Source organism: Pseudoxanthomonas sp. SGNA-20 (assembly GCF_003931635.1).
Lineage (GTDB): Bacteria > Pseudomonadota > Gammaproteobacteria > Xanthomonadales > Xanthomonadaceae > Pseudoxanthomonas.
This window is the reverse complement of record NZ_RRYK01000001.1, coordinates 12740-30286: the sequence shown is the minus strand read 5'-3', so window position 1 is coordinate 30286 and position 17547 is coordinate 12740. Positions and strand designations below refer to the sequence as shown.

The following is a 17547-nucleotide window of genomic DNA, read 5'->3' as shown; positions in this document are numbered from 1 at the left end:
GGGCAGGGTCGTCAACACCTTTTTTGCGTCTGGTCGAAAATTTTTTCCGCGAGGGTTGAGGCCACCGTCCCGGGGCTGCGCATCCAGCTGAAATGGTCGGCGCGGACCTGCAGCTGTTGCTGGTCGAGCACGACGATTCCGGCCTGCGCGCGCGGCAGGTGCGCCAGCAGTCCGTGCAGCGACGAGGCCGGACCCAGCCAGTCGTCGGCCAGCACCACCGCCTGCACAGGGAGCTGCAGTGCAGCCATGCCGGCTTCCAGGTCCAGCGTGGTGCCGGCGGCGGCGTAGCGTCCGCTGCGGCCCACCGCGGCCCAGTCGGCGATCAGGCCTCGCGCCTCGGTGCCGCCGAAGCCCAGGCGGCGTCCGTGCAGCACGCCCTGGTGTCGCGCCAGCCACGGTAGCAGGCGGTAGGCCAGTGGCAGCAGCCAGCGCCGCGGCGCGGGGAAGCTGCGCCAGTACGGCGTGCCGCTGGCGACCAGGGCCAGGCCGGCAATGCGCTGCGGATGCAGCCCGGCCAGGCAGCAGGCCAGCTGGCCGCCGAGGCTGTGGCCGCCAAGCCATAGCGGTGCGTCGCCGGGCACCGCGTCCAGGCTTGCCGGCAGGTCGCGGCTCAGCAGCTCGGCGTAGCCCCAGTCCCGTTCGCGCGAGGGCCGCAGCGAACTGCTGCCGTTGCCGCGCCATTCGTGCAGGTGCACGGCGATGCCGTGCGCGGCCAGCGCCGCGGCCAATGGCAGGTAGTGGCGCGCGGCCACGCCCAGCGCCGGCAGCCACAGCAGCCGCGCGCGCGGCTGCGGCGGGGCGACGCGGGCCAGCGTCCAGCGGTGGCCGTCGGCGGCGGCGAGGACCTGTTCGACCGTGGTCGGTTCGCTCATCGGCCGGGAAGGACGGCGAAGTGGTCCAGCACCAGCACGTCGCCGCGGCCGGGACGCGAGCCGGCGCGCAGCGCGGCGTGCACGTAGTCGGTGGCCTGGCGGCAGGCCTCGCGCAGCGGCAGGCCGCGGGCCAGGTTCGCGGCCACCGCCGAGGCCAGGGTGCAGCCGGTACCGTGCGCCTCGCCCTGCAGGCGCGGGTGCGCCGTGCGCTGTTCGCCCTGGGCGTCGACCAGGATGTCCACCACGTCGCCGCTGCCGGGCAGGTGGCCGCCCTTGAGCAGCACCGCCGCGGCGCCAAGCGCGCGCAGCGCGGTGGCGGCCCCGGCCATGGCGTCGAGGTCGGCGATCCTGCGGCCCAGCAGCAGCTCGGCCTCGGGCAGGTTGGGCGTGATCACCGTGGCCAGTGGCAGCAGGCGCGTGCGCAGCGCGTGCAGCGCGTCCTCCTCCAGCAGGCGCGCGCCGCTGGTGGCGACCATCACCGGATCGACCACCAGGTGTGGCGGGCGGTGGCGCTCGAGCGCGTCGGCCACCGCCTCGATCACGGCGGCGTTGGCCAGCATGCCCAGCTTGACCACGCGGATGTCGAAGTCGTCGAAGCAGGCATCGATCTGGGCCTGCAGGAATTCCAGCGGTGGCACGTGCACCGCGGTCACGCCGCGGGTGTGCTGCGCGGTCAGCGCGGCCAGCGCCGACAGGCCGTGCACGCCGTGCGCGGCGAACGCCTTCAGGTCGGCCTGGATGCCGGCGCCGCCGCCGGAGTCGGAGCCGGCGATGGTCAGGGCGGAGATCACGGATGGGGTCTGCATGCGCCCATTGTGCCGTGCCCGGCGCGCGGCGTGGGCTCAGCCGCGCGCAGCCACCAGGGACTGCGCCAGCTTCAGCGCGCGGTCGAAGTTGGAGGCCAGGTGCAGGCCGCCGGCACCGCCGTCCAGGCCCATCTGCGCGACCACCCGGTTGGGCTGGTCGCGCAGGCCGGAGAGGATCAGCACGATGCCCTCGCGCTGGCAGCGCTCGGCCAGCTTGCGCAGCGCGTGCACGCCGCTGGCGTCGATCACCGGCACCAGGCGCATGCGCAGGACCAGCACCTTCGGCTTCTCGAAGAACTGGTCGAGCAGGCTGTCCAGGCGGTTGGCCGCGCCGAAGAACAGCGGGCCGCCGATCTGGTAGGCCTCCACGCCGCGCGGCAGACGCAGGCGCTGCTGTTCGTCGCGGGCGCGGGCGGCGGCCTCGTCCAGGTCGTCGTCGGTCATGCGCACCCCGGAGCTGATCTCGACCGATTCGGACATGCGGTACATGAACACCAGCGCCGCCACCACCACGCCGGCCTCGATCGCCACGGTCAGGTCGAAGAACACGGTCAGCAGGAAGGTCAGCAGCAGCACCACGCGGTCGCCCCACGGCGCCGACAGGGTGGTGCGGAAGTGCTCGTACTCGCTCATGTTCCAGGCCACCACCAGCAGCACCGCGGCCAGCGCGGCCAGCGGCACGTAGCGCATCAGCGGCGCCAGCAGCAGCATGAACAGCAGCAGGTAGCCGGCATGCAGCATGCCCGACACCGGCGAGCGCGCGCCGGCGCGGATGTTGGTGGCGGTGCGCGCCAGCGCGCCGGTGGCCGGCAGGCCGCCGAACAGCGCCGAGGCTGCGTTGGCCACGCCCTGCGCGACCAGCTCGCCGTTGGAGCGGTGGCGGCCGCCGGTCATGCCATCGGCCACCACCGCCGACAGCAGCGACTCGACGCCGGCCAGGAAGGCGATGGTGAAGGCGCTGGGCAGCAGCTCGAAGGTGCGCTCGAAGGGGATGCGCGGGAAGTCGAACGCGGGCAGGGCCGTGGGCAGTTCGCCGAAGCGGCTGCCGATGGTATCGGTGGGCAGGGCGAACAGCGTGGTCGCCGCCGTGCACACCAGCAGCGCGACCAGGAAACCCGGCCACTTCGGCTTCCAGTAACGCAGGCCGACGATCACCACCAGGCCGAGCACGGTCATGGCCACGGTGGCCGGCTGGGTGGTGGCGAAGTGTCGGGCGTAGGCGCTCCAGCGCTCGACGAATTCCGCCGGTACCTCCTCCATCTGCAGGCCCAGCGCATCCTTGACCTGCGAGGAGAAGATGCTCACCGCGATGCCGGCCGTGAAGCCGGTGATCACCGGCTGCGGCATGTATTTCATCAGCGTGCCCAGGCGCAGCAGCCCGGCGGCGATGAGCATCAGTCCGGCCAGAAGGGTGCACAGGATCAGCCCGCCGTAGCCGAATTTCTGGATGACCACGAATACCACCGGGATGAAGGCAGCGGTCGGTCCGCCGATCTGCACCCGCGAGCCGCCGAGGGCCGAGATCAGGAAGCCGGCGATGATCGCCGTATGCAGGCCTTTCTCCGGCGTGGTGCCGGAAGCGATCGCCAGGGCCATGGCCAGCGGCAGGGCGACGATGGCCACGGTCAGGCCGGCAAGCGCGTCCGCGCGCAGGTGCTGGAGGGTGTAACCCTCGCGCAGGGTGGTCCACAGCTTGGGTTCGAACTGCTGCAGGTAGGTGCGCAGCCGGGTGGCGTCCATTACCCCTCCCGTCGATGTTCCCGTTCCGGGGCGCCGCTGTCGTCGGGCGTGCTGCCCGGCTGGCGCAGCAGGCGCAGTGCATGGTTGCGGTAGATCACGTAGCCGATGCCGGTTGCGCCGGTCAGCGCGGCCGGGATCGCCAGGGCGTGGTAGCCGAACGCGCGGAAGCCCCAGGTGCCGAGGATACCGCCGCAGAGGAAGCCGCTGATGATCAGGCCGCTCAGCGTCAGCCGGCGCATCGGCAGCGGCAGGCCGCGCAGCAGGTGGCCCAGGCCGATGCCCAGGTCGGTGAACATGCCCGACAGGTGGGTGGTGCGCACCACCGCGCCGCTGTAGGTGGTCACCATCGCGTTCTGCAGGCCACAGGCCATCGCCGCCAGCAGCGCGCCGTTGAGCTGCTGGCGCAGGAACAGCGGGATCGCCGCCAGCAGCAGCGCCGCCTCCAGGGCCAAGGCCACGCCGTAGCGCCGGCCCAGGCGCAGGGTGCTGTCCTGGATGATCAGGCCGCTGAGCATGGCGCCCAGGCTGAAGGCGATCAGCACCGCCCACAGGTGGCGCACGCCGCGCCAGTTGCCGTCCGCCAGCGCCGTGCCCAGCTGGGTGGTGGTGCCGGTGACGTGGCTGACGGCCAGGTGCTCGAAACCGAGGAAGCCGACCGCATTCACCATGCCGGCAATCCCGGCGAGGGTGATCGCGCCGACCCAGACCCAGCGTGGCAGCCGCGTGTTCATGCCGCTCGGCGGGGCTCCCGGGGCATCAGGCCGGCTCCCTGAGGCGCACGCCACGCCCCCGGCCCGTGCTGGGCTGGTCCTCGCCGATCAGTTCGACGCCGGCCGCGTTGAGCGCGCTGACCACCTTGGTCAGGGTACCGACCACTCCGCGCACGGTGCCTTCGCTGGCTTCCATGCGCTGGATCGTGGGCAGGGACACGCCGGCCAGCGCGGCCAGCTGGCGCTGGTCGATGCCGAGCAGGGCGCGGGCGGCCCGCATCTGGGCAGCGGTGATCATGGATGCAATGGTCCCCCTCCAGCCATGCCTATGCAAGCCTGGGGCTTGCCAGGTGATGTCCCATGCATCACCTGGTCGCTGCCCGGAGCTGGCCGGAAAGGCGTTGCCGGGCGCCCGGCTCCCCTGTCCCCGCTCCCCGGGGAGAGGGGGGGCTCAGAGCACCTCGGAGGCGAAATCGGCCAGGCGCGAGCGCTCGCCGCGGCGCAGGGTGATGTGGGCGCTGTGCGGCCAGGCCTTGAAGCGGTCCACGGCGTAGGTCAGGCCGGAGGTGGTCTCGGTCAGGTACGGGGTGTCGATCTGCTCGACGTTGCCCAGGCAGACGATCTTGGTGCCGGGGCCGGCACGGGTGATCAGGGTCTTCATCTGCTTGGGCGTGAGGTTCTGCGCCTCGTCCAGGATCAGGTAGCGCGAGAGGAAGGTGCGGCCGCGCATGAAGTTCATCGAGCGGATCTTGATCCGCGAGGCGAGCAGGTCGTTGGTCGCGGCTCGGCCCCAGGCGCCGCCTTCCTGGTTGTGGGTCAGCACTTCCAGGTTGTCGGTCAGCGCGCCCATCCACGGGGTCATCTTTTCCTCCTCGGTGCCGGGCAGGAAGCCGATGTCCTCGCCGACGCTGACCGTGGCGCGGGTCATGATGATCTCGCGGTAGCGCTGCTGGTCCATGGTCTGGGCCAGGCCGGCGGCGAGCGCCAGCAGGGTCTTGCCGGTCCCGGCGGTGCCGAGCAGGGTGACGAAGTCGATCTCGGGGTCCATCAGCGCGTTGAGCGCGAAGTTCTGCTCGCGGTTGCGCGCGGTGATGCCCCACACCGCGTGCTGGCCGTGGCGGTAGTCGTCCACCAGGGCCAGCACCGCGCGGCCGCCTTCGACGCTGGCCACGCGCAGTTCGACCTCGTCCTCGCCGGGCAGGTACAGGAACTGGTTGGGGTACCAGTCCTCGTCCTCGCGCAGCTCCACCTCGTAGCAGGTGCGGCCGCGGTCGGACCAGGAGCGCAGGTCGGCCGAGTGGCGCTTCCAGAAGTCCGCCGGCAGCTCGGTGGCGCCGGTGAACAGCAGGCTGAAGTCGTCCAGGGCGCGGTCGTTCTCGTAGTCCTCCGACACGATGCCCGCGATCGCCGCCTTGATCCGCAGGTTGATGTCCTTGGACACGAACACCACCGGGATCTCCGGCGGAGTGACCTCCTTCAGCGCCAGGATCGCGCCGAGGATGGCGTTGTCCGGGATCACCGCGCCGAAGCTCTTGCCGGCCTCGAAGTGGCTGGTCTGGAAGCGCAGCAAGCCGGCGGCATGGCGCCCGCGCAGCTGCAGGCCGTTGGGCTGGCTCAGCGGCACCCCGCCATCCAGGCGCTGCATGCCGGCGCTTTCCACCAGGTCGTTGAGGAAGCGGCTGACCTGGCGCGCGTTGCGGCTGGCCTCGGAGGTGCCCTTCTTGGCGTTGTCCAGCTCCTCGATGACCTGCATCGGCAGGTAGATGTCGTGCTCCTCGAACTTGAACAGCGCGGTGGGATCGTGCATCAGCACGTTGGTGTCCAGCACGTAGATGCGCTTGCCTCGGGTCATCGTGGGTTCCTGGTGGCTGGTGCGGAACGGGCGAGGGTGGCGGACCGGCCGGGGCCGGACGCCGGACAGGGGCGAGCCGTCGCGGCCTGCGGGGCAGGGCGACGGTCGGCATGGAAGGATGGGCGGGTCACTTGCCGGTTTCGGCCTTCAGTGCGTCCAGCACCGCCTGGGCGTGGCCGGGGACCTTGACCCCGCGCCATTCCCGCGCGATGCGGTGGTCGGGCGAGATCAGGAAGGTGCTGCGCACCACGCCCATGACCTTGCGCCCGTACATGTTCTTCTCGTGGATCACGTCGAAGGCGCGGCACAGCGCCTCGTCGCCGTCGCTGACCAGCGGGAACCGGAAGCCCTGCTTCGCGCAGAAGTTGTCGTGCGACTTCACCGAGTCGCGCGACACGCCCAGCACGTCCGCCCCCAGCTCCCGGAACTGCGGCAGCAGGGCGTTGAAGTCCAGGCCCTCGGTGGTGCAGCCGGGGGTGCTGTCCTTCGGGTAGAAGTACAGCACCAGCCAGCGGCCGGCGTAGTCGGCGAGGGTGGCGCTGCCGCCGCCGGACAGGGCCAGCGGCAGCTTGAGGGTGGCGCGGTCGAGCTTGGCGGGTTTCATCGTGCCGTTCGTGCCCCTCAGAACTTCATCGGATCCATGATCGCGTCGAGGTTCAGGTGGTCGCAGAACTCGAGGAAGTCGTCGCGCAGCGCGGCGATGTGCATGTTCGCCGGCACGCCGATGGTGACCTGCGCCGAGAACATCTCCGCGCCGGTCTGCATGGCGCGGTAGCGGGTGCTCTGCAGGTTCTCGATGGTGATGCCCTGGCGGTCGAAGAAGTCCGCCAGCTGGAACAGGATGCCCGGCTTGTCGGCGGCCACCACTTCCACGATGTAGGGCAGCAGGTTGGACTGCACCTGCTTGGCAGCGGTGCGGTACCAGTTGAGCTTGAGCCCTTCCTCCCGCTCCAGCCGGCCGAGCATCGCCTCCAGCTTCGCCACCGCGTCCCACGAGCCCACCGCCAGCGCGGTCATCGACACGTCGCGGCCGACGGTGGCCAGGCGGGCATCGACCAGGTTGCAGCCGCTGTCGGCGATCCGGCGGGTCACCGGCAGCAGCGGGGACTCCGGATGCGTCGTGTAGGCGTTGATCAGGAGGTGGTTTTCGTTCGGCGAAGGCCGCTGTGGGGTGTCGGTCAAGGAGGCTTCCGCGGGTGTTTTCACATGCTGGAAGGCGCGCCGACAGGGGGCGCGCCGCCGGGCCAGCATACTTGCCCGTGCTTTGAGGCCGCAAGTATGATCGGGCCTCCTTCAGGCGGCCCCGCGACATGCGCTTGCGCCGCAGAATCCAGAGCGAAACCGGCTTGCACCCCACCGGCCTGATCACCGCGCTTGCCACCCCCTTCGACGGCAACGGCGCCATCGATTTCGACGCCTGGCGCCGGCTGCTGCAGTGGCAGCTGGCCGCGGGCGCGCAGGGCCTGGTCGTGGCCGGCTCCACCGGCGAGGCGGCGATGCTCGACGACGCCGAGTACGACGCCCTGCTGCAGGTGGCCGTGGAAACCGTGGCCGGGCGCGTGCCGGTCATCGCCGGCACCGGCCAGTCCGGCACCGCCGCGACCATCGCCCGCACCCGCCGCGCCGCGGCGGCCGGGGTGGATGCGGCCCTGGTGGTGACGCCCCCCTACGTGCGCGCCACCCAGGCCGGGCTGCTCGCGCATTACCGTGCGGTGGCCGGGCAGGGCGGGCTGCCGCTGGTCCTGTACAACGTGCCCGCGCGCACTGCCTGCGACCTGCTGGCGGAAACGGTGGCCGAACTGGCCGGGCACGAGAACATCGTGGCGATCAAGGAAGCGGTGGCCGATCCGGCCCGCATCCAGGCCCTGGTCGCGCTGTCCGGCGCGCACTTCACCGTGCTCAGCGGCGACGACGGCAGCGCCGCGCGGGCCATGCTGTCCGGCGCGCATGGCCTGGTCTCGGTCGGTTCCAACATTGCCCCGGCCGCCTACCGTCGCCTGTGCGACCTGGCCCGGGCCGGCGACCCTGGCGCGGCCGCCGACTGGGATGCGCGGCTGGCGCCGCTGCATGCCTTCTGCGGGATCGAGCCCAACCCGATCCCGGTCAAGGCCCTGCTGCGCGCCGCCGGCTACGGGCAGGGCCTGCGCCTGCCGCTGCTGCCGCTGTCTGAACGGCACCACGACGAGGCCGCGCGCATGGCCGCACTGGCCGCCGAACTCGAAGCACACTGCCGCTGCACTACGCTGGCGGCCTGACCAAGACCCATCCGGAGAGCATTGCCGATGTCCCGTTCCTCACGTTTCGTGCGCATTTCCGCGGCTCTGCTGCTGGGCGTCACCGTGGTTGCCTCGCTGGGCGGCTGCAAGGTCTTCCGCAAGGGGCCGCGCGGCGACTACGCGCTCAACGCCGAGCAGCGCCCGCTGGAAGTGCCGCCGGACCTGGACCTGCCGGATACCTCCGGCGCCATGGCGGTGCCGTCGCCGGGCGGCAGCCCGGCGCAGCTGCCGGCCGCGCCGGCCGATTCGCAGAGCGGCTTCACCGTCGCCGGCGGCCAGCGCGACCAGGTGTTCGAACGCGTCGGTGCCGCCCTGGAGGCGATCGAGGGCCTGAGCATCAGCAACCGCGCCCAGCTGCTGGGCAGCTACGACGTCAGCTACCAGGGCGAGAGCTTCCTGGTGCGCGTGGCCGCGGTACGCGGCGGCGCGTACGTGTCGGCGGTCGATCCGCGCGGCGTGGCCGCCACCAGCCCGGCGGCGGTCCAGGTGATCGCCTCGCTGCAGGCCACGCTGGCCCGCTGATTGCCGTATCACGTGGCCCGCGCCGGTCGCGGCGCGGGCCACGGCGTTTCCGCGCCGCGCGGGAAGCCTCTGGCCCCCGGGCCTGCGTCGCGGCGACGCCAGGGCGCGCGCCGGCAAAGCGGGCGCATGGCGTTTCCGGCGCGGATGCCGCCCTCTGCACGGGGGCGGACGTTTCTTCCTGCAGGAAGCCCTGGCGGCCGGCGTGGTGCATGGCCGGCGGCATCGCGATGTCGTGGGCCGCGCCGCCGGCGCGGCCGGCAAGCGCCTCAGCGCTCCAGCAGCTTGAGCTTGTCCGGCTTGCCGTCCCACTCGGCGGCATCCGGCAGCGGTTCCTTGCGCACGGTGATCACCGGCCAGGCCTTGGACAGTTCGGCATTGAGCGCGACGAAGCCTTCCTGGCCGGCCGGCACGTCATCCTCGGGGAAGATCGCGTTGGCGGGGCATTCCGGCTCGCACAGGGTGCAGTCGATGCACTCGTCCGGGTCGATCACCAGGAAGTTCGGGCCTTCGTGGAAACAGTCCACCGGGCACACCTCCACGCAGTCGGTGTACTTGCACTTGATGCAGTTCTCGGTGACGACGAAAGGCATGGGTGGACCAATGGAAGCTTCAGGAAACGCGCCATTCTAATCCAGCGGGGGTGGGCGCGTCGCGCCGGGGCTCAGCCGAAGCGCGCGCGGGCCAGGCGGTAAAGGCCCAGCGCGGCCAGGTCCTCGCGGTGGCGCTGCACGGTGCGGCCGTGCGCGGACAGGGCGCGGGCGTAGCGTTCCAGCAGCGCATCGCTGCCGACCAGGTGCGCCGGGCCGTCCGCGGCGCCGGCCAGGGCCGGCTGCAGTTCGTGGCCGACCAGTAGCCCGGAGAGGTAAGAGGGCAGGGCCTCGGCCTCGAAGCGCGCGAACAGGGCCGCGGTGCGCACGCCGAACAGGTCGTGCAGCAGGCCGCCGCCGGCGCGCGCCGCGGCCAGGCCGGCGTCGAACGCGGCCGGGTCCAGCGGCGGTTCGGTCGCCGGCATGCTGCGCGCGAGGATGCTGTGCCGGCGCAGCAGGCCGTAAAGCTCGCCGGTCAGCGCGGTGGAAATGCCGGTGATGGCGCCGTCCTCGACCCGCACCCACTTGCTGTGGGTGCCGGGCAGGCAGACGTCGTGGCGGCCGGGGCCCAGCTGCGCGAGCAGGCCGGCGACCTGGGTTTCCTCGCCGCGCATCACGTCGGCGGCGGCGCCGCGATGGTCGGCCATGCCTGGCACGCACCACAGCCGGCGGCCGCGCAAGGCGTCGCCGGCGTGAGTGCCCAGCTCGACCATGCCCGCGGCCAGGGTCGCGATGCCGGCGGGGCAGGGCACGTAGGGCACCTCGATCCAGCCGCCGCGCGCGCCGACCATGCCGCACAGCAGGACCAGCGGATCGTCCCAGTCGCCGATCACGCCGGCCAGGGTCTGCGCGTGCTGGCCGTCGCAGGCCAGTGCGCCGACCTCGCCGCGGCGCTGCCCCAGCACCCGGCCATGGTCGTCGAGGCGATACGCGCGCAGGTTGCTCCCGCCCCAGTCGACCGCGATCAAGCAGGCAGCTCCACCCGGCTTTCCGGCAGGCCGAGCGGGCGGCCGAGCTCCAGGGCGTACAGGCCGCCGGAGCCGGGCGCCTGCGCCAGCGCGGCGGGGTCCAGGCCCTCGGGCGAGGTAATCACGTACAGCGTGTCCAGCCCGGGGCCGCCAAACGCGCAGCACGAGGGCTGCGGCACCGGCAGCCGGATCTCGCGTTCGATCCCGCCGCCGGGGGCGAAGCGGACCACGCGGGCGCCGCCCCAGCGCGCGTTCCAGATCCGGCCCTCGGCGTCGATGCAGGAGCCGTCCGGCGAGCCGGCGGCGGCGCCGGCGGCAACCACCGGCGAGGGCGCGCCCACCTGCGCGGTGTCGGGGTCGTACCCGGCCTGGAGGATGCTGCCGGCCTGCGTATCGCACCAGTACAGGGTGCGGCCGTCGTGCGCGAAGCAGATCGAGTTGGGGATGCCGATGCCGCCCAGCGGCAACCGGCGCAGGCCGTGGGCCGCCGAGTACTGGTACATGGCGCCGGTGGGCGCGTGCCCCGGGTTCTCGTTCATCGTGCCGAACACGAAGTTGCCGTGGCGGTCGGCGCGGCCGTCGTTGCTGCGGTGGCCGGGCAGGGCCGGCTCGATGTCGGTCAGGTGCCGCAGCTGCAGCGGCCCGGGGGCGTCGGCGTCCACTTCAGCGCGGTACAGCGCGCTGGCCAGCACCAGCAGCACGGAGTTGCCCTGGCCCAGGCCGATGCAGCCGGGGCGGTCGGGCAGGTCCCAGTGGCGGGTCAGCCCGTCGCCGGGACGGTGCAGCCACAGGCGCCGGCCATGGATGTCGACCCACAGCACGGCCTGGCGCTGGGCGCACCAGAGCACGCCTTCGCCATGCGAACACTTCGAATCGACGACCAGCCGAGGGCTCTGTTCCATGGGCTCCCTACCATTCGGCAATGCTGGAATCGGCGTGCCGCCATACCGGGTTGCGCCAGTCCGGCGGGTTGGCGTGCGCGTGGCGCAGCCGTTCCTCGTCGACCTCGACGCCCAGGCCCGGTCCGGGCAGCGCGCGGATGTGGCCATTGTCGCAGCGGAAATCGTCCTTGTTGAGCACGTAGTCGAGCAGGTCGGCGCCCTGGTTGTAGTGGATGCCGATGCTCTGCTCCTGCAGCACCGCGTTGTGGGCGACGAAGTCCAGCTGCAGGCAGGCCGCCAACGCCACCGGACCGAGCGGGCAATGCGGTGCCAGGGCGACGTCGTAGGCCTCGGCCATGGCGGCGATCTTCAGGCACTCGGTGATGCCGCCGGCGTGCGACAGGTCCGGCTGCAGGATCGCCAGTCCACCTGTTTCCAGCACGCGCTTGAACTCGAAGCGCGAATACATGCGCTCGCCGGCCGCCAGCGGGATCGGGGTCGACGCGGCCAGGCGCGGGTAGTGCTCGGCCTGCTCCGGCAGCACCGGTTCCTCGACGAACAGCGGCCGGAACGGCTCCAGCTCGCGCAGCAGGGCCTTGGCCATCGGCGCGCCGACCCGGCCGTGGAAATCCACGCCGAAATCCACGCTGTCGCCGAAGGCCTCGCGCACCGCGGCGACCCTGGCGACGGCCTGGTCCACCGCGCGCGGGCTGTCGAGCAGCTTCATCTCCTCGGTGCCATTGAACTTGAAGGTGTCGAAGCCCAGCCCGCGGTAGCCGCGGATCTGCTCGACCAGGTCGGCGGGGCGGTCGCCGCCGACCCAGCGGTAGGTCTTCATGCGCTCGCGCACCAGCCCGCCGAGCAGCTGGTACACCGGCACGCCCAGAGCCTTGCCCTTGATGTCCCACAGCGCCTGGTCGATGCCGGCGATGGCGCTCATCAGCACCGGGCCGCCGCGGTAGAAGCCACCGCGGTAGAGCGTCTGCCACAGGTCGTTGATGCGCGAGGGGTCCTTGCCGACCACGTATTCGCCCAGCTCGTGCACCGCCGCCTCGACGGTGCGCGCGCGGCCCTCGACCACGGGTTCGCCCCAGCCGGTGATGCCCGCGTCGGTCTCGACCTTCAGGAACAGCCAGCGCGGCGCGGCGTGGTAGGTGGTCAGGCGGGTGATCTTCATGCGGCGTGGTCCATGTAGGCCTGGCGGAAGGCACGGGCGTTGCGGCGCGTGGCTTCCGGCGCCTGGCCGGGGCGGTAGAGCTCGCCGCCGATGCCGGCGCCGGTGCATCCGGCAGCCAGCCAGGCGGGCAGGGAATCGGGGGTGATGCCGCCGACCGCGAACAGCGGCACCCCGGCCGGCAACACCGCGCGCAGCGCGCGCAGGTGGCCGGGCCCGTAGGTCGCGGCCGGGAACAGCTTGAGCATGCTGGCGCCGGCCTCCAGCGCGGCGAACGCCTCGCTGGCGGTGGCGAAGCCCGCCAGCACCTGCAGCCCGCCCGCGGCGGCGTGGCGGATCAGGTCGGGGTTGGTGTTGGGGGTGACGATGAAGCGCGCGCCCAGCCCGTGCAGGATGTCCACTTCCTGCCGGCGCAGCACGGTGCCGCCGCCGATCCAGGCGCGCTTGCCGTGCGCGCGCACGGCTTCGCCGATGCTGGTGGCCCAGTCCGGGGAATTGAGCGGTACTTCGATCGCGTCGTAGCCCTCTTCCAGCAGCGCCGCGAAGTGGGCGGGCGCCTGCCCCGGGGGAAGCCCGCGGAGGATGGCCACCAGCGGCAGCCGGAACGGCGATGGGGCAGGGGTCATGGGCAGGCTCCGCGGTGGCGTGGCGCGATCCTACGCACGATCGCCTGCGCCGGCGCTATGGGGTGCAAAGTGTCCTCCATTGGGCGGCGGCGCATTGCGGGGGAGGGGCCGGAACATGCGCGCCGCATGCGTAAGGCTCGCTTTTCTGGGATATGTTTGGAAATGAAATTTCCGATCCGAACTATTCCCGGGACATATAGGATCGTCCAATGAACCGCACGCCCTCGGCCTCGCATTGGGCCAATCCCGCCCGGTTGAAGACCCGCCACCTGATGTTGCTGCTGCACCTGGAGGAGCAGAGGTCGGTGCTGCGCGCGGCGGAGGCGGCACGCATGACCCAGCCTGCCGCGTCCAAGCTGCTGGCCGAGATCGAGGGCCTGCTGGGCGTGCCGCTGTTCGAGCGCCACGCCCGCGGCGTGCAGCCGACCTGGTATGGCCAGGTGCTGATCCGGCGCGCGCGCAGCGCGTTGCTGGAGATCGGCCGCGCCCAGGAGGAGATTGCCGCGCTGCGCGACGGACGCATGGGCAGCGCTTCGATCGGCACCGTGGTCAACCCCGGGACCAACCTGGTGCCGGCGGCGGTGGCCGCGATCAAGCGCGAGCACCCGGACATCCTGGTGCGGATCGAGATGGACTACAGCCGGCCGCTGCTGGCGCGGCTGCTGGACGGCCAGCTGGACCTGGTGGTCGGCCGGATCATGGAGCCGGCCGGGGGCGCCGACCTGGAATTCGAACCGTTGGCCGACGAGCCGCATTCGGTGATCGTGCGGGCCGAGCATCCGCTGGCGGGGCGCACCCGGCTCACGCATGCGGACCTTGCGCCCTATGGCTGGATCCTGCCGCCGCCGGACTCGGTGCTGCGCACGCGGCTGGAGACCATGTTCCTGGAGCACGGCCTGGCGACCCCGGGCAACGTGGTGGAGACCTCGTCCCTGCCGGTGACGGTGAACCTGCTGAGGGCCAGCGACCTGCTCACCGCCCTGCCGGTGGAGGCGGTGGCCCCGTACCTGACCGCGCGCCAGCTGGCGGTGCTGCCGCTGGACCTGGGGGTGGGGATGGAGTCGTTCGGGATCATCCGCCGCCGCGGCCACCTGCTGTCGCCGGCCGCGCAACGCGTGCTCGAGGCCCTGCGCACGGCGGCGGCCGCGGTCTACCCCGGGGCCCGCAACAGGCTTGGATTGCCCTCAAGGGGAGCCTGAAGTCACAACTGCAACGGCGTTCCATACGATGCTTGACCGGCGTCACGTGGTACCGTTAACGTCGGCTTCACGTACTCCCGCCGGACCGCGGGGGACGTTCTTGCAAGCCCTGAAAACCGAAAGAAATCCTTACTCTCTGGGAGGGGAACTGGATGTCGAACCACATGAACCGTGCTGCGGGCCGCGGCGCCAAGTCGCGCCTGTATCCGCAGCCCTGCGCCCTGGCCCTGGGCGTGGCCATCGTCCTGGCGGGCGCCGGCGCCAACGCGCAGGACAGCAACGCCAACGCGGGCTCCGATCCGGCGGTCGAGCTGGAGACGGTGCAGGTCACCGGCCTGCGCGGCAGCCTCATGCGCGCGCAGGACCTGAAGCAGGACGCCGAGCAGATCATCGACTCGGTCACCGCCCAGGACATCGGCGCCCTGCCGGACCGCAGCGTCACCGAAACCCTGAAGCGCGTTTCCGGCGTCACGGTTACCGGCTTCGCGGCGCGTGACGATACCGACCACTTCTCGGCCGAAGGCAGCGGCGTGATGATCCGCGGCCTGACCTTCGTCCGCGGCGAGCTCAACGGCCGCGACGTGTTCAGCGCCAACGGTGGCCGCGGCCTGAGCTTCGAGGAGATCCCGGCGGAGCTGATGGCCGGCGTCGACGTCTACAAGAACCCCTCGGCCGAGATCATCGAGGGCGGGCTGGGCGGCACGGTCAACCTGCGCACCCGCAAGCCGTTCGACGAGCCGGGCCGCAAGATCGCCGGCAGCGTGGACTACAACTACGGCGACAAGGCCAAGGACGCGCGTCCGTCGGCCTCGTTCCTGTTCTCCGACCGCTGGCAGACCGGCATCGGCGAGGTGGGCTTCCTGGCCAACCTCTCGTACTCCGAGCTGGCCACCCAGTCCGACGGCATCCAGATCCAGCCGTATTCCCGTCGCGGTCGCACTCCGGCCGAACAGCCGGAAGGCCTGCCCAACGGCGAGGGCTGGGTTTACGACTGGGAGCAGGAGACGTGGGTTTCCTCCGACAGCCAGCGTGACCTGCTGCTGGAAGGCACCGACCGCGACCACGTGTTCGTGCCGGGCGGCGTGAACTGGCGCCGCACCGACTTCGACCGCAAGCGCCAGGGCGGCGCCCTCGTGTTCCAGTGGCGTCCCAGCGACGACACCGAGATCACCACCCAGGTCATCACGTCCAAGTACGACATGGCCTGGCGCGAGCACTACATGGAGTACGCCGGCGCCGGCGAGGCCAACGACACCTCCAACTGGACCGGCGATCCGAACCACTACGGCAACGCCTACGACGGTGGCGACGGCCTGGCCGACCGCACCAACCGCCTGATCCCGATGCCGGGCACCCGCTTCCTGTACGACGCCAACGGCCGCTTCCTCAAGGGCGCGATCCGCCTCGGTGGCTGGCGCGGCACGCCGGACGACGAGACCCCGTCGATGTACAAGGGCCCGGGCATCCAGTTCGTGGCCGGCAACCGCTACAACGTGCAGTCCTCGCAGACCACCGACTGGTCGACCAGCCTGCGCCACTACATGACCGACAAGCTGGTCATGCGCGCCGACTTCCAGTACGTGAAGGCCGAGAGCGACAACGTCGACTTCGCGGTCCATACCTCCAGCCTGCTGGAGGGCATCACCCTGGACCTGACCGGCAAGTACCCGTCGGTCACCCTGGACGACCCGAACTTCGCGCTGCAGCAGGAGAACTACTTCTGGCGCTCGGCCATGGACCACCTGGCCGACAACGAGGGTCGCGAGCGCGCCGGCCGCCTGGACTTCGAGTACAGCTTCGACAGCGACTGGTGGCGCATGGCCCGCTTCGGCGTGCGCGTGGCCGACCGCAGCTACACCAGCTTCTACACCACCTACAACTGGGGCGTGATCAGCGACGACTGGAACAAGATCGAGGGCAACCCCGATCCGAGCCGCCCGCCGGTGGCGTGGCTGGACCAGTACTACAGCGGCAACTCGCAGCTGTACACGCTGAAGGACTTCTTCGGCGGCAAGGTCAACCTGCCGACCCAGTTCTGGACGGCCGGGGACGACTTCGTCAACATCGCCAAGGTCCGCGACACGCTGGGTGCCATCCCGGGCGCGCAGTGGCGTCCGATCGCCTACTCGCCGTCGGCGATCAACGAGCAGCATGAGCGCACCCAGGCGGCGTACGGCGCGCTGTACTTCGAGAACTACGACCGCTTCGGCGTGCCGGTGGACGGCAACCTGGGCGTGCGCGTGGTCAAGACCAGCGTGACGAGCAAGGGCGGCGGCCTGATGCCGGACATGACCACCGGCTACCTCGAACAGGTCGACCCGGCCGTGCGCGAGGCGTTCTACGGCCAGCCGTTCGAGAGCGAGAACAGCACCTCGTACACCGACGTGCTGCCGAGCCTGAACGTGCGCGTGCGCTTCGACCATGGCCTGCAGTGGCGCTTCGCCGCGTCCAAGGCCATCGCCCGTCCCGAGTTCCGCCTGATGCAGAACTGGATCACGCTGGGCGCCAGCGCCGCCGGCTGCGCCAACGCCATGCGCGACGGCCTGCGCGACGAAGCCGACCTGTGCAGCTTCGACGACCTGAGCTACTTCGGCAGCGGCGGCAACCCCGAGCTGAAGCCGATGCGCGCCAACCAGTTCGACACGGCGCTGGAGTGGTACTTCGGTCCGGCCAACAGCGCGTACATCACGCTGTTCACCAAGGACGTGAAGGACTACTTCGCCTCCGGCATCAGCACCGAGATCATCGACGGGCGCGAGTACGTGATGACCCGTACCCGCAACCTCGACGAGGGCAAGATCCGCGGCTTCGAAGTCGGTTACTCGCAGTTCTTCGACTTCCTGCCGGGCTTCGGCATCCAGGCCAACTACACCTTCGTGGACAGCAAGGGCGGCACCAACGTCGACGTCGGCATCCCCGACGGCAACGCGCCGACCGAGGTCCCGGTGGACCTGCCGCTGGAAGGCCTGTCGCGCCGCAGCTACAACGTGATGGGCATCTTCGAGCGTGGCCCGATCTCGATGCGCCTGGCGTACAACTGGCGTTCGCGTTACCTGCTGACCTCCAGCGACGTGATGCCGGCGATGCGCCAGCCGGTGTGGAACGACGACTACGGCCAGCTGGACGGTTCGATCTTCTTCAACATCAACTCGAACATCCAGCTGGGCCTGCAGGCCAACAACCTCACCAACAGCACCACCAAGCTGCTGATGGGTCCGCGTGGCTACCGTCGTGACGGCTTCATCGACGAGACGCTGTACAACCGCGCCTGGTTCGAGAACGACCGCCGCTACTCGCTGGTGCTGCGCGCCAGCTGGTAACCGGAGCGACCGCC

17 protein-coding genes are annotated in these 17547 nt (G+C 71.1%); 4 read left to right on the top strand and 13 right to left on the bottom strand.

Features of this window, described 5'->3' with window-relative positions; translation table 11 throughout:
* Nucleotides 1–11: 11 nt before the first annotated feature.
* The 8 genes from EIM48_RS00115 to EIM48_RS00080 form a co-directional block, all read right to left on the bottom strand.
* Nucleotides 12–872, bottom strand: coding sequence for an alpha/beta fold hydrolase (locus tag EIM48_RS00115; protein ID WP_125110845.1), 861 nt, complete (start codon nt 870–872; stop codon nt 12–14).
* Nucleotides 869–1678, bottom strand: a complete 810-nt coding sequence (thiD, locus tag EIM48_RS00110; RefSeq protein WP_028915417.1) for a bifunctional hydroxymethylpyrimidine kinase/phosphomethylpyrimidine kinase — start codon at nt 1676–1678, stop codon at nt 869–871. The genes EIM48_RS00115 and thiD overlap by 4 nt, the downstream gene beginning before the upstream one ends.
* Nucleotides 1679–1714: 36 nt before the next feature.
* On the bottom strand, nt 1715–3418 hold the full coding sequence (locus EIM48_RS00105) for a SulP family inorganic anion transporter (RefSeq protein ID WP_028915418.1): 1704 nt from the start codon (nt 3416–3418) through the stop codon (nt 1715–1717).
* Nucleotides 3418–4149, bottom strand: coding sequence for a YoaK family protein (locus EIM48_RS00100; protein ID WP_028915419.1), 732 nt, complete (start codon nt 4147–4149; stop codon nt 3418–3420). Before EIM48_RS00100 ends, EIM48_RS00105 begins: the two co-directional genes overlap by 1 nt.
* Before the next feature lie 25 nt (nt 4150–4174).
* Complete coding sequence (locus EIM48_RS00095; protein WP_028915420.1) at nt 4175–4426, bottom strand: helix-turn-helix transcriptional regulator; 252 nt, start codon at nt 4424–4426, stop codon at nt 4175–4177.
* Nucleotides 4427–4579: 153 nt separating this feature from the next.
* Complete coding sequence (locus EIM48_RS00090) at nt 4580–5980, bottom strand: PhoH family protein (protein ID WP_019398757.1); 1401 nt, start codon at nt 5978–5980, stop codon at nt 4580–4582.
* A 127-nt stretch (nt 5981–6107) separates the two neighbouring features.
* A complete protein-coding gene (locus EIM48_RS00085) occupies nt 6108–6584 on the bottom strand; it encodes a peroxiredoxin (protein ID WP_028915421.1) in 477 nt (158 codons plus the stop codon).
* Nucleotides 6585–6601: 17 nt separating this feature from the next.
* Nucleotides 6602–7231, bottom strand: a complete 630-nt coding sequence (locus tag EIM48_RS00080; RefSeq protein WP_026010545.1) for a glycine cleavage system protein R — start codon at nt 7229–7231, stop codon at nt 6602–6604.
* A gap of 95 nt (nt 7232–7326) precedes the next feature.
* Between EIM48_RS00080 and dapA the strand changes: the two genes are divergently transcribed.
* A complete protein-coding gene (gene dapA / locus EIM48_RS00075; protein WP_037034999.1) occupies nt 7327–8235 on the top strand; it encodes a 4-hydroxy-tetrahydrodipicolinate synthase in 909 nt (302 codons plus the stop codon).
* A 27-nt stretch (nt 8236–8262) separates the two neighbouring features.
* The gene (locus EIM48_RS00070) at nt 8263–8778 is read left to right on the top strand and encodes a hypothetical protein (RefSeq protein ID WP_019398761.1); all 516 of its coding nucleotides are present in this window, start codon (nt 8263–8265) and stop codon (nt 8776–8778) included.
* 266 nt (nt 8779–9044) lie between these two features.
* On the opposite strand, the gene fdxA is transcribed toward EIM48_RS00070, so the two are convergent.
* The 5 genes from fdxA to EIM48_RS00045 form a co-directional block, all read right to left on the bottom strand.
* Nucleotides 9045–9368, bottom strand: coding sequence for a ferredoxin FdxA (gene fdxA, locus EIM48_RS00065; RefSeq protein ID WP_019398762.1), 324 nt, complete (start codon nt 9366–9368; stop codon nt 9045–9047).
* A gap of 71 nt (nt 9369–9439) precedes the next feature.
* Nucleotides 9440–10333: a 2-dehydro-3-deoxygalactonokinase gene (locus EIM48_RS00060; protein WP_028915423.1), complete on the bottom strand. Its 894-nt coding sequence runs from the start codon at nt 10331–10333 to the stop codon at nt 9440–9442.
* The gene (locus tag EIM48_RS00055) at nt 10330–11235 is read right to left on the bottom strand and encodes an SMP-30/gluconolactonase/LRE family protein (RefSeq protein WP_028915424.1); all 906 of its coding nucleotides are present in this window, start codon (nt 11233–11235) and stop codon (nt 10330–10332) included. Before EIM48_RS00055 ends, EIM48_RS00060 begins: the two co-directional genes overlap by 4 nt.
* Before the next feature lie 7 nt (nt 11236–11242).
* Nucleotides 11243–12391 carry a galactonate dehydratase gene (gene dgoD / locus EIM48_RS00050; RefSeq protein WP_125110844.1) on the bottom strand — a complete coding sequence of 383 codons (1149 nt, stop codon included), beginning with the start codon at nt 12389–12391 and terminating at the stop codon, nt 11243–11245.
* The gene (locus EIM48_RS00045) at nt 12388–13014 is read right to left on the bottom strand and encodes a 2-dehydro-3-deoxy-6-phosphogalactonate aldolase (protein WP_019398766.1); all 627 of its coding nucleotides are present in this window, start codon (nt 13012–13014) and stop codon (nt 12388–12390) included. The genes dgoD and EIM48_RS00045 overlap by 4 nt, the downstream gene beginning before the upstream one ends.
* A 209-nt stretch (nt 13015–13223) precedes the next feature.
* Here EIM48_RS00045 and EIM48_RS00040 point away from each other — a divergent pair, with 209 nt between their 5' ends.
* The gene (locus tag EIM48_RS00040; protein ID WP_125110843.1) at nt 13224–14213 is read left to right on the top strand and encodes a LysR substrate-binding domain-containing protein; all 990 of its coding nucleotides are present in this window, start codon (nt 13224–13226) and stop codon (nt 14211–14213) included.
* A 152-nt stretch (nt 14214–14365) separates the two neighbouring features.
* Nucleotides 14366–17533: a TonB-dependent receptor gene (locus EIM48_RS00035; RefSeq protein ID WP_125110842.1), complete on the top strand. Its 3168-nt coding sequence runs from the start codon at nt 14366–14368 to the stop codon at nt 17531–17533.
* The last annotated feature ends 14 nt before the right edge of the window (nt 17534–17547 follow it).

Bases quoted from the DNA above. Each gene is read 5' to 3' on its own strand.
- EIM48_RS00115 (WP_125110845.1), bottom strand. From the start codon at position 872: ATGAGCGAACCGACCACGGTCGAACAGGTCCTCGCCGCCGCCGACGGC.
- EIM48_RS00045 (WP_019398766.1), bottom strand. From the start codon at position 13,014: ATGACCCCTGCCCCATCGCCGTTCCGGCTGCCGCTGGTGGCCATCCTC.
- EIM48_RS00085 (WP_028915421.1), bottom strand. From the start codon at position 6,584: ATGAAACCCGCCAAGCTCGACCGCGCCACCCTCAAGCTGCCGCTGGCC.
- thiD (WP_028915417.1), bottom strand. From the start codon at position 1,678: ATGCAGACCCCATCCGTGATCTCCGCCCTGACCATCGCCGGCTCCGAC.
- EIM48_RS00070 (WP_019398761.1), top strand. From the start codon at position 8,263: ATGTCCCGTTCCTCACGTTTCGTGCGCATTTCCGCGGCTCTGCTGCTG.
- EIM48_RS00055 (WP_028915424.1), bottom strand. From the start codon at position 11,235: ATGGAACAGAGCCCTCGGCTGGTCGTCGATTCGAAGTGTTCGCATGGC.
- EIM48_RS00080 (WP_026010545.1), bottom strand. From the start codon at position 7,231: ATGCTGGCCCGGCGGCGCGCCCCCTGTCGGCGCGCCTTCCAGCATGTG.
- EIM48_RS00105 (WP_028915418.1), bottom strand. From the start codon at position 3,418: ATGGACGCCACCCGGCTGCGCACCTACCTGCAGCAGTTCGAACCCAAG.
- dgoD (WP_125110844.1), bottom strand. From the start codon at position 12,391: ATGAAGATCACCCGCCTGACCACCTACCACGCCGCGCCGCGCTGGCTG.
- EIM48_RS00035 (WP_125110842.1), top strand. From the start codon at position 14,366: ATGTCGAACCACATGAACCGTGCTGCGGGCCGCGGCGCCAAGTCGCGC.
- fdxA (WP_019398762.1), bottom strand. From the start codon at position 9,368: ATGCCTTTCGTCGTCACCGAGAACTGCATCAAGTGCAAGTACACCGAC.
- EIM48_RS00100 (WP_028915419.1), bottom strand. From the start codon at position 4,149: ATGAACACGCGGCTGCCACGCTGGGTCTGGGTCGGCGCGATCACCCTC.
- EIM48_RS00090 (WP_019398757.1), bottom strand. From the start codon at position 5,980: ATGACCCGAGGCAAGCGCATCTACGTGCTGGACACCAACGTGCTGATG.
- EIM48_RS00095 (WP_028915420.1), bottom strand. From the start codon at position 4,426: ATGATCACCGCTGCCCAGATGCGGGCCGCCCGCGCCCTGCTCGGCATC.
- EIM48_RS00040 (WP_125110843.1), top strand. From the start codon at position 13,224: ATGAACCGCACGCCCTCGGCCTCGCATTGGGCCAATCCCGCCCGGTTG.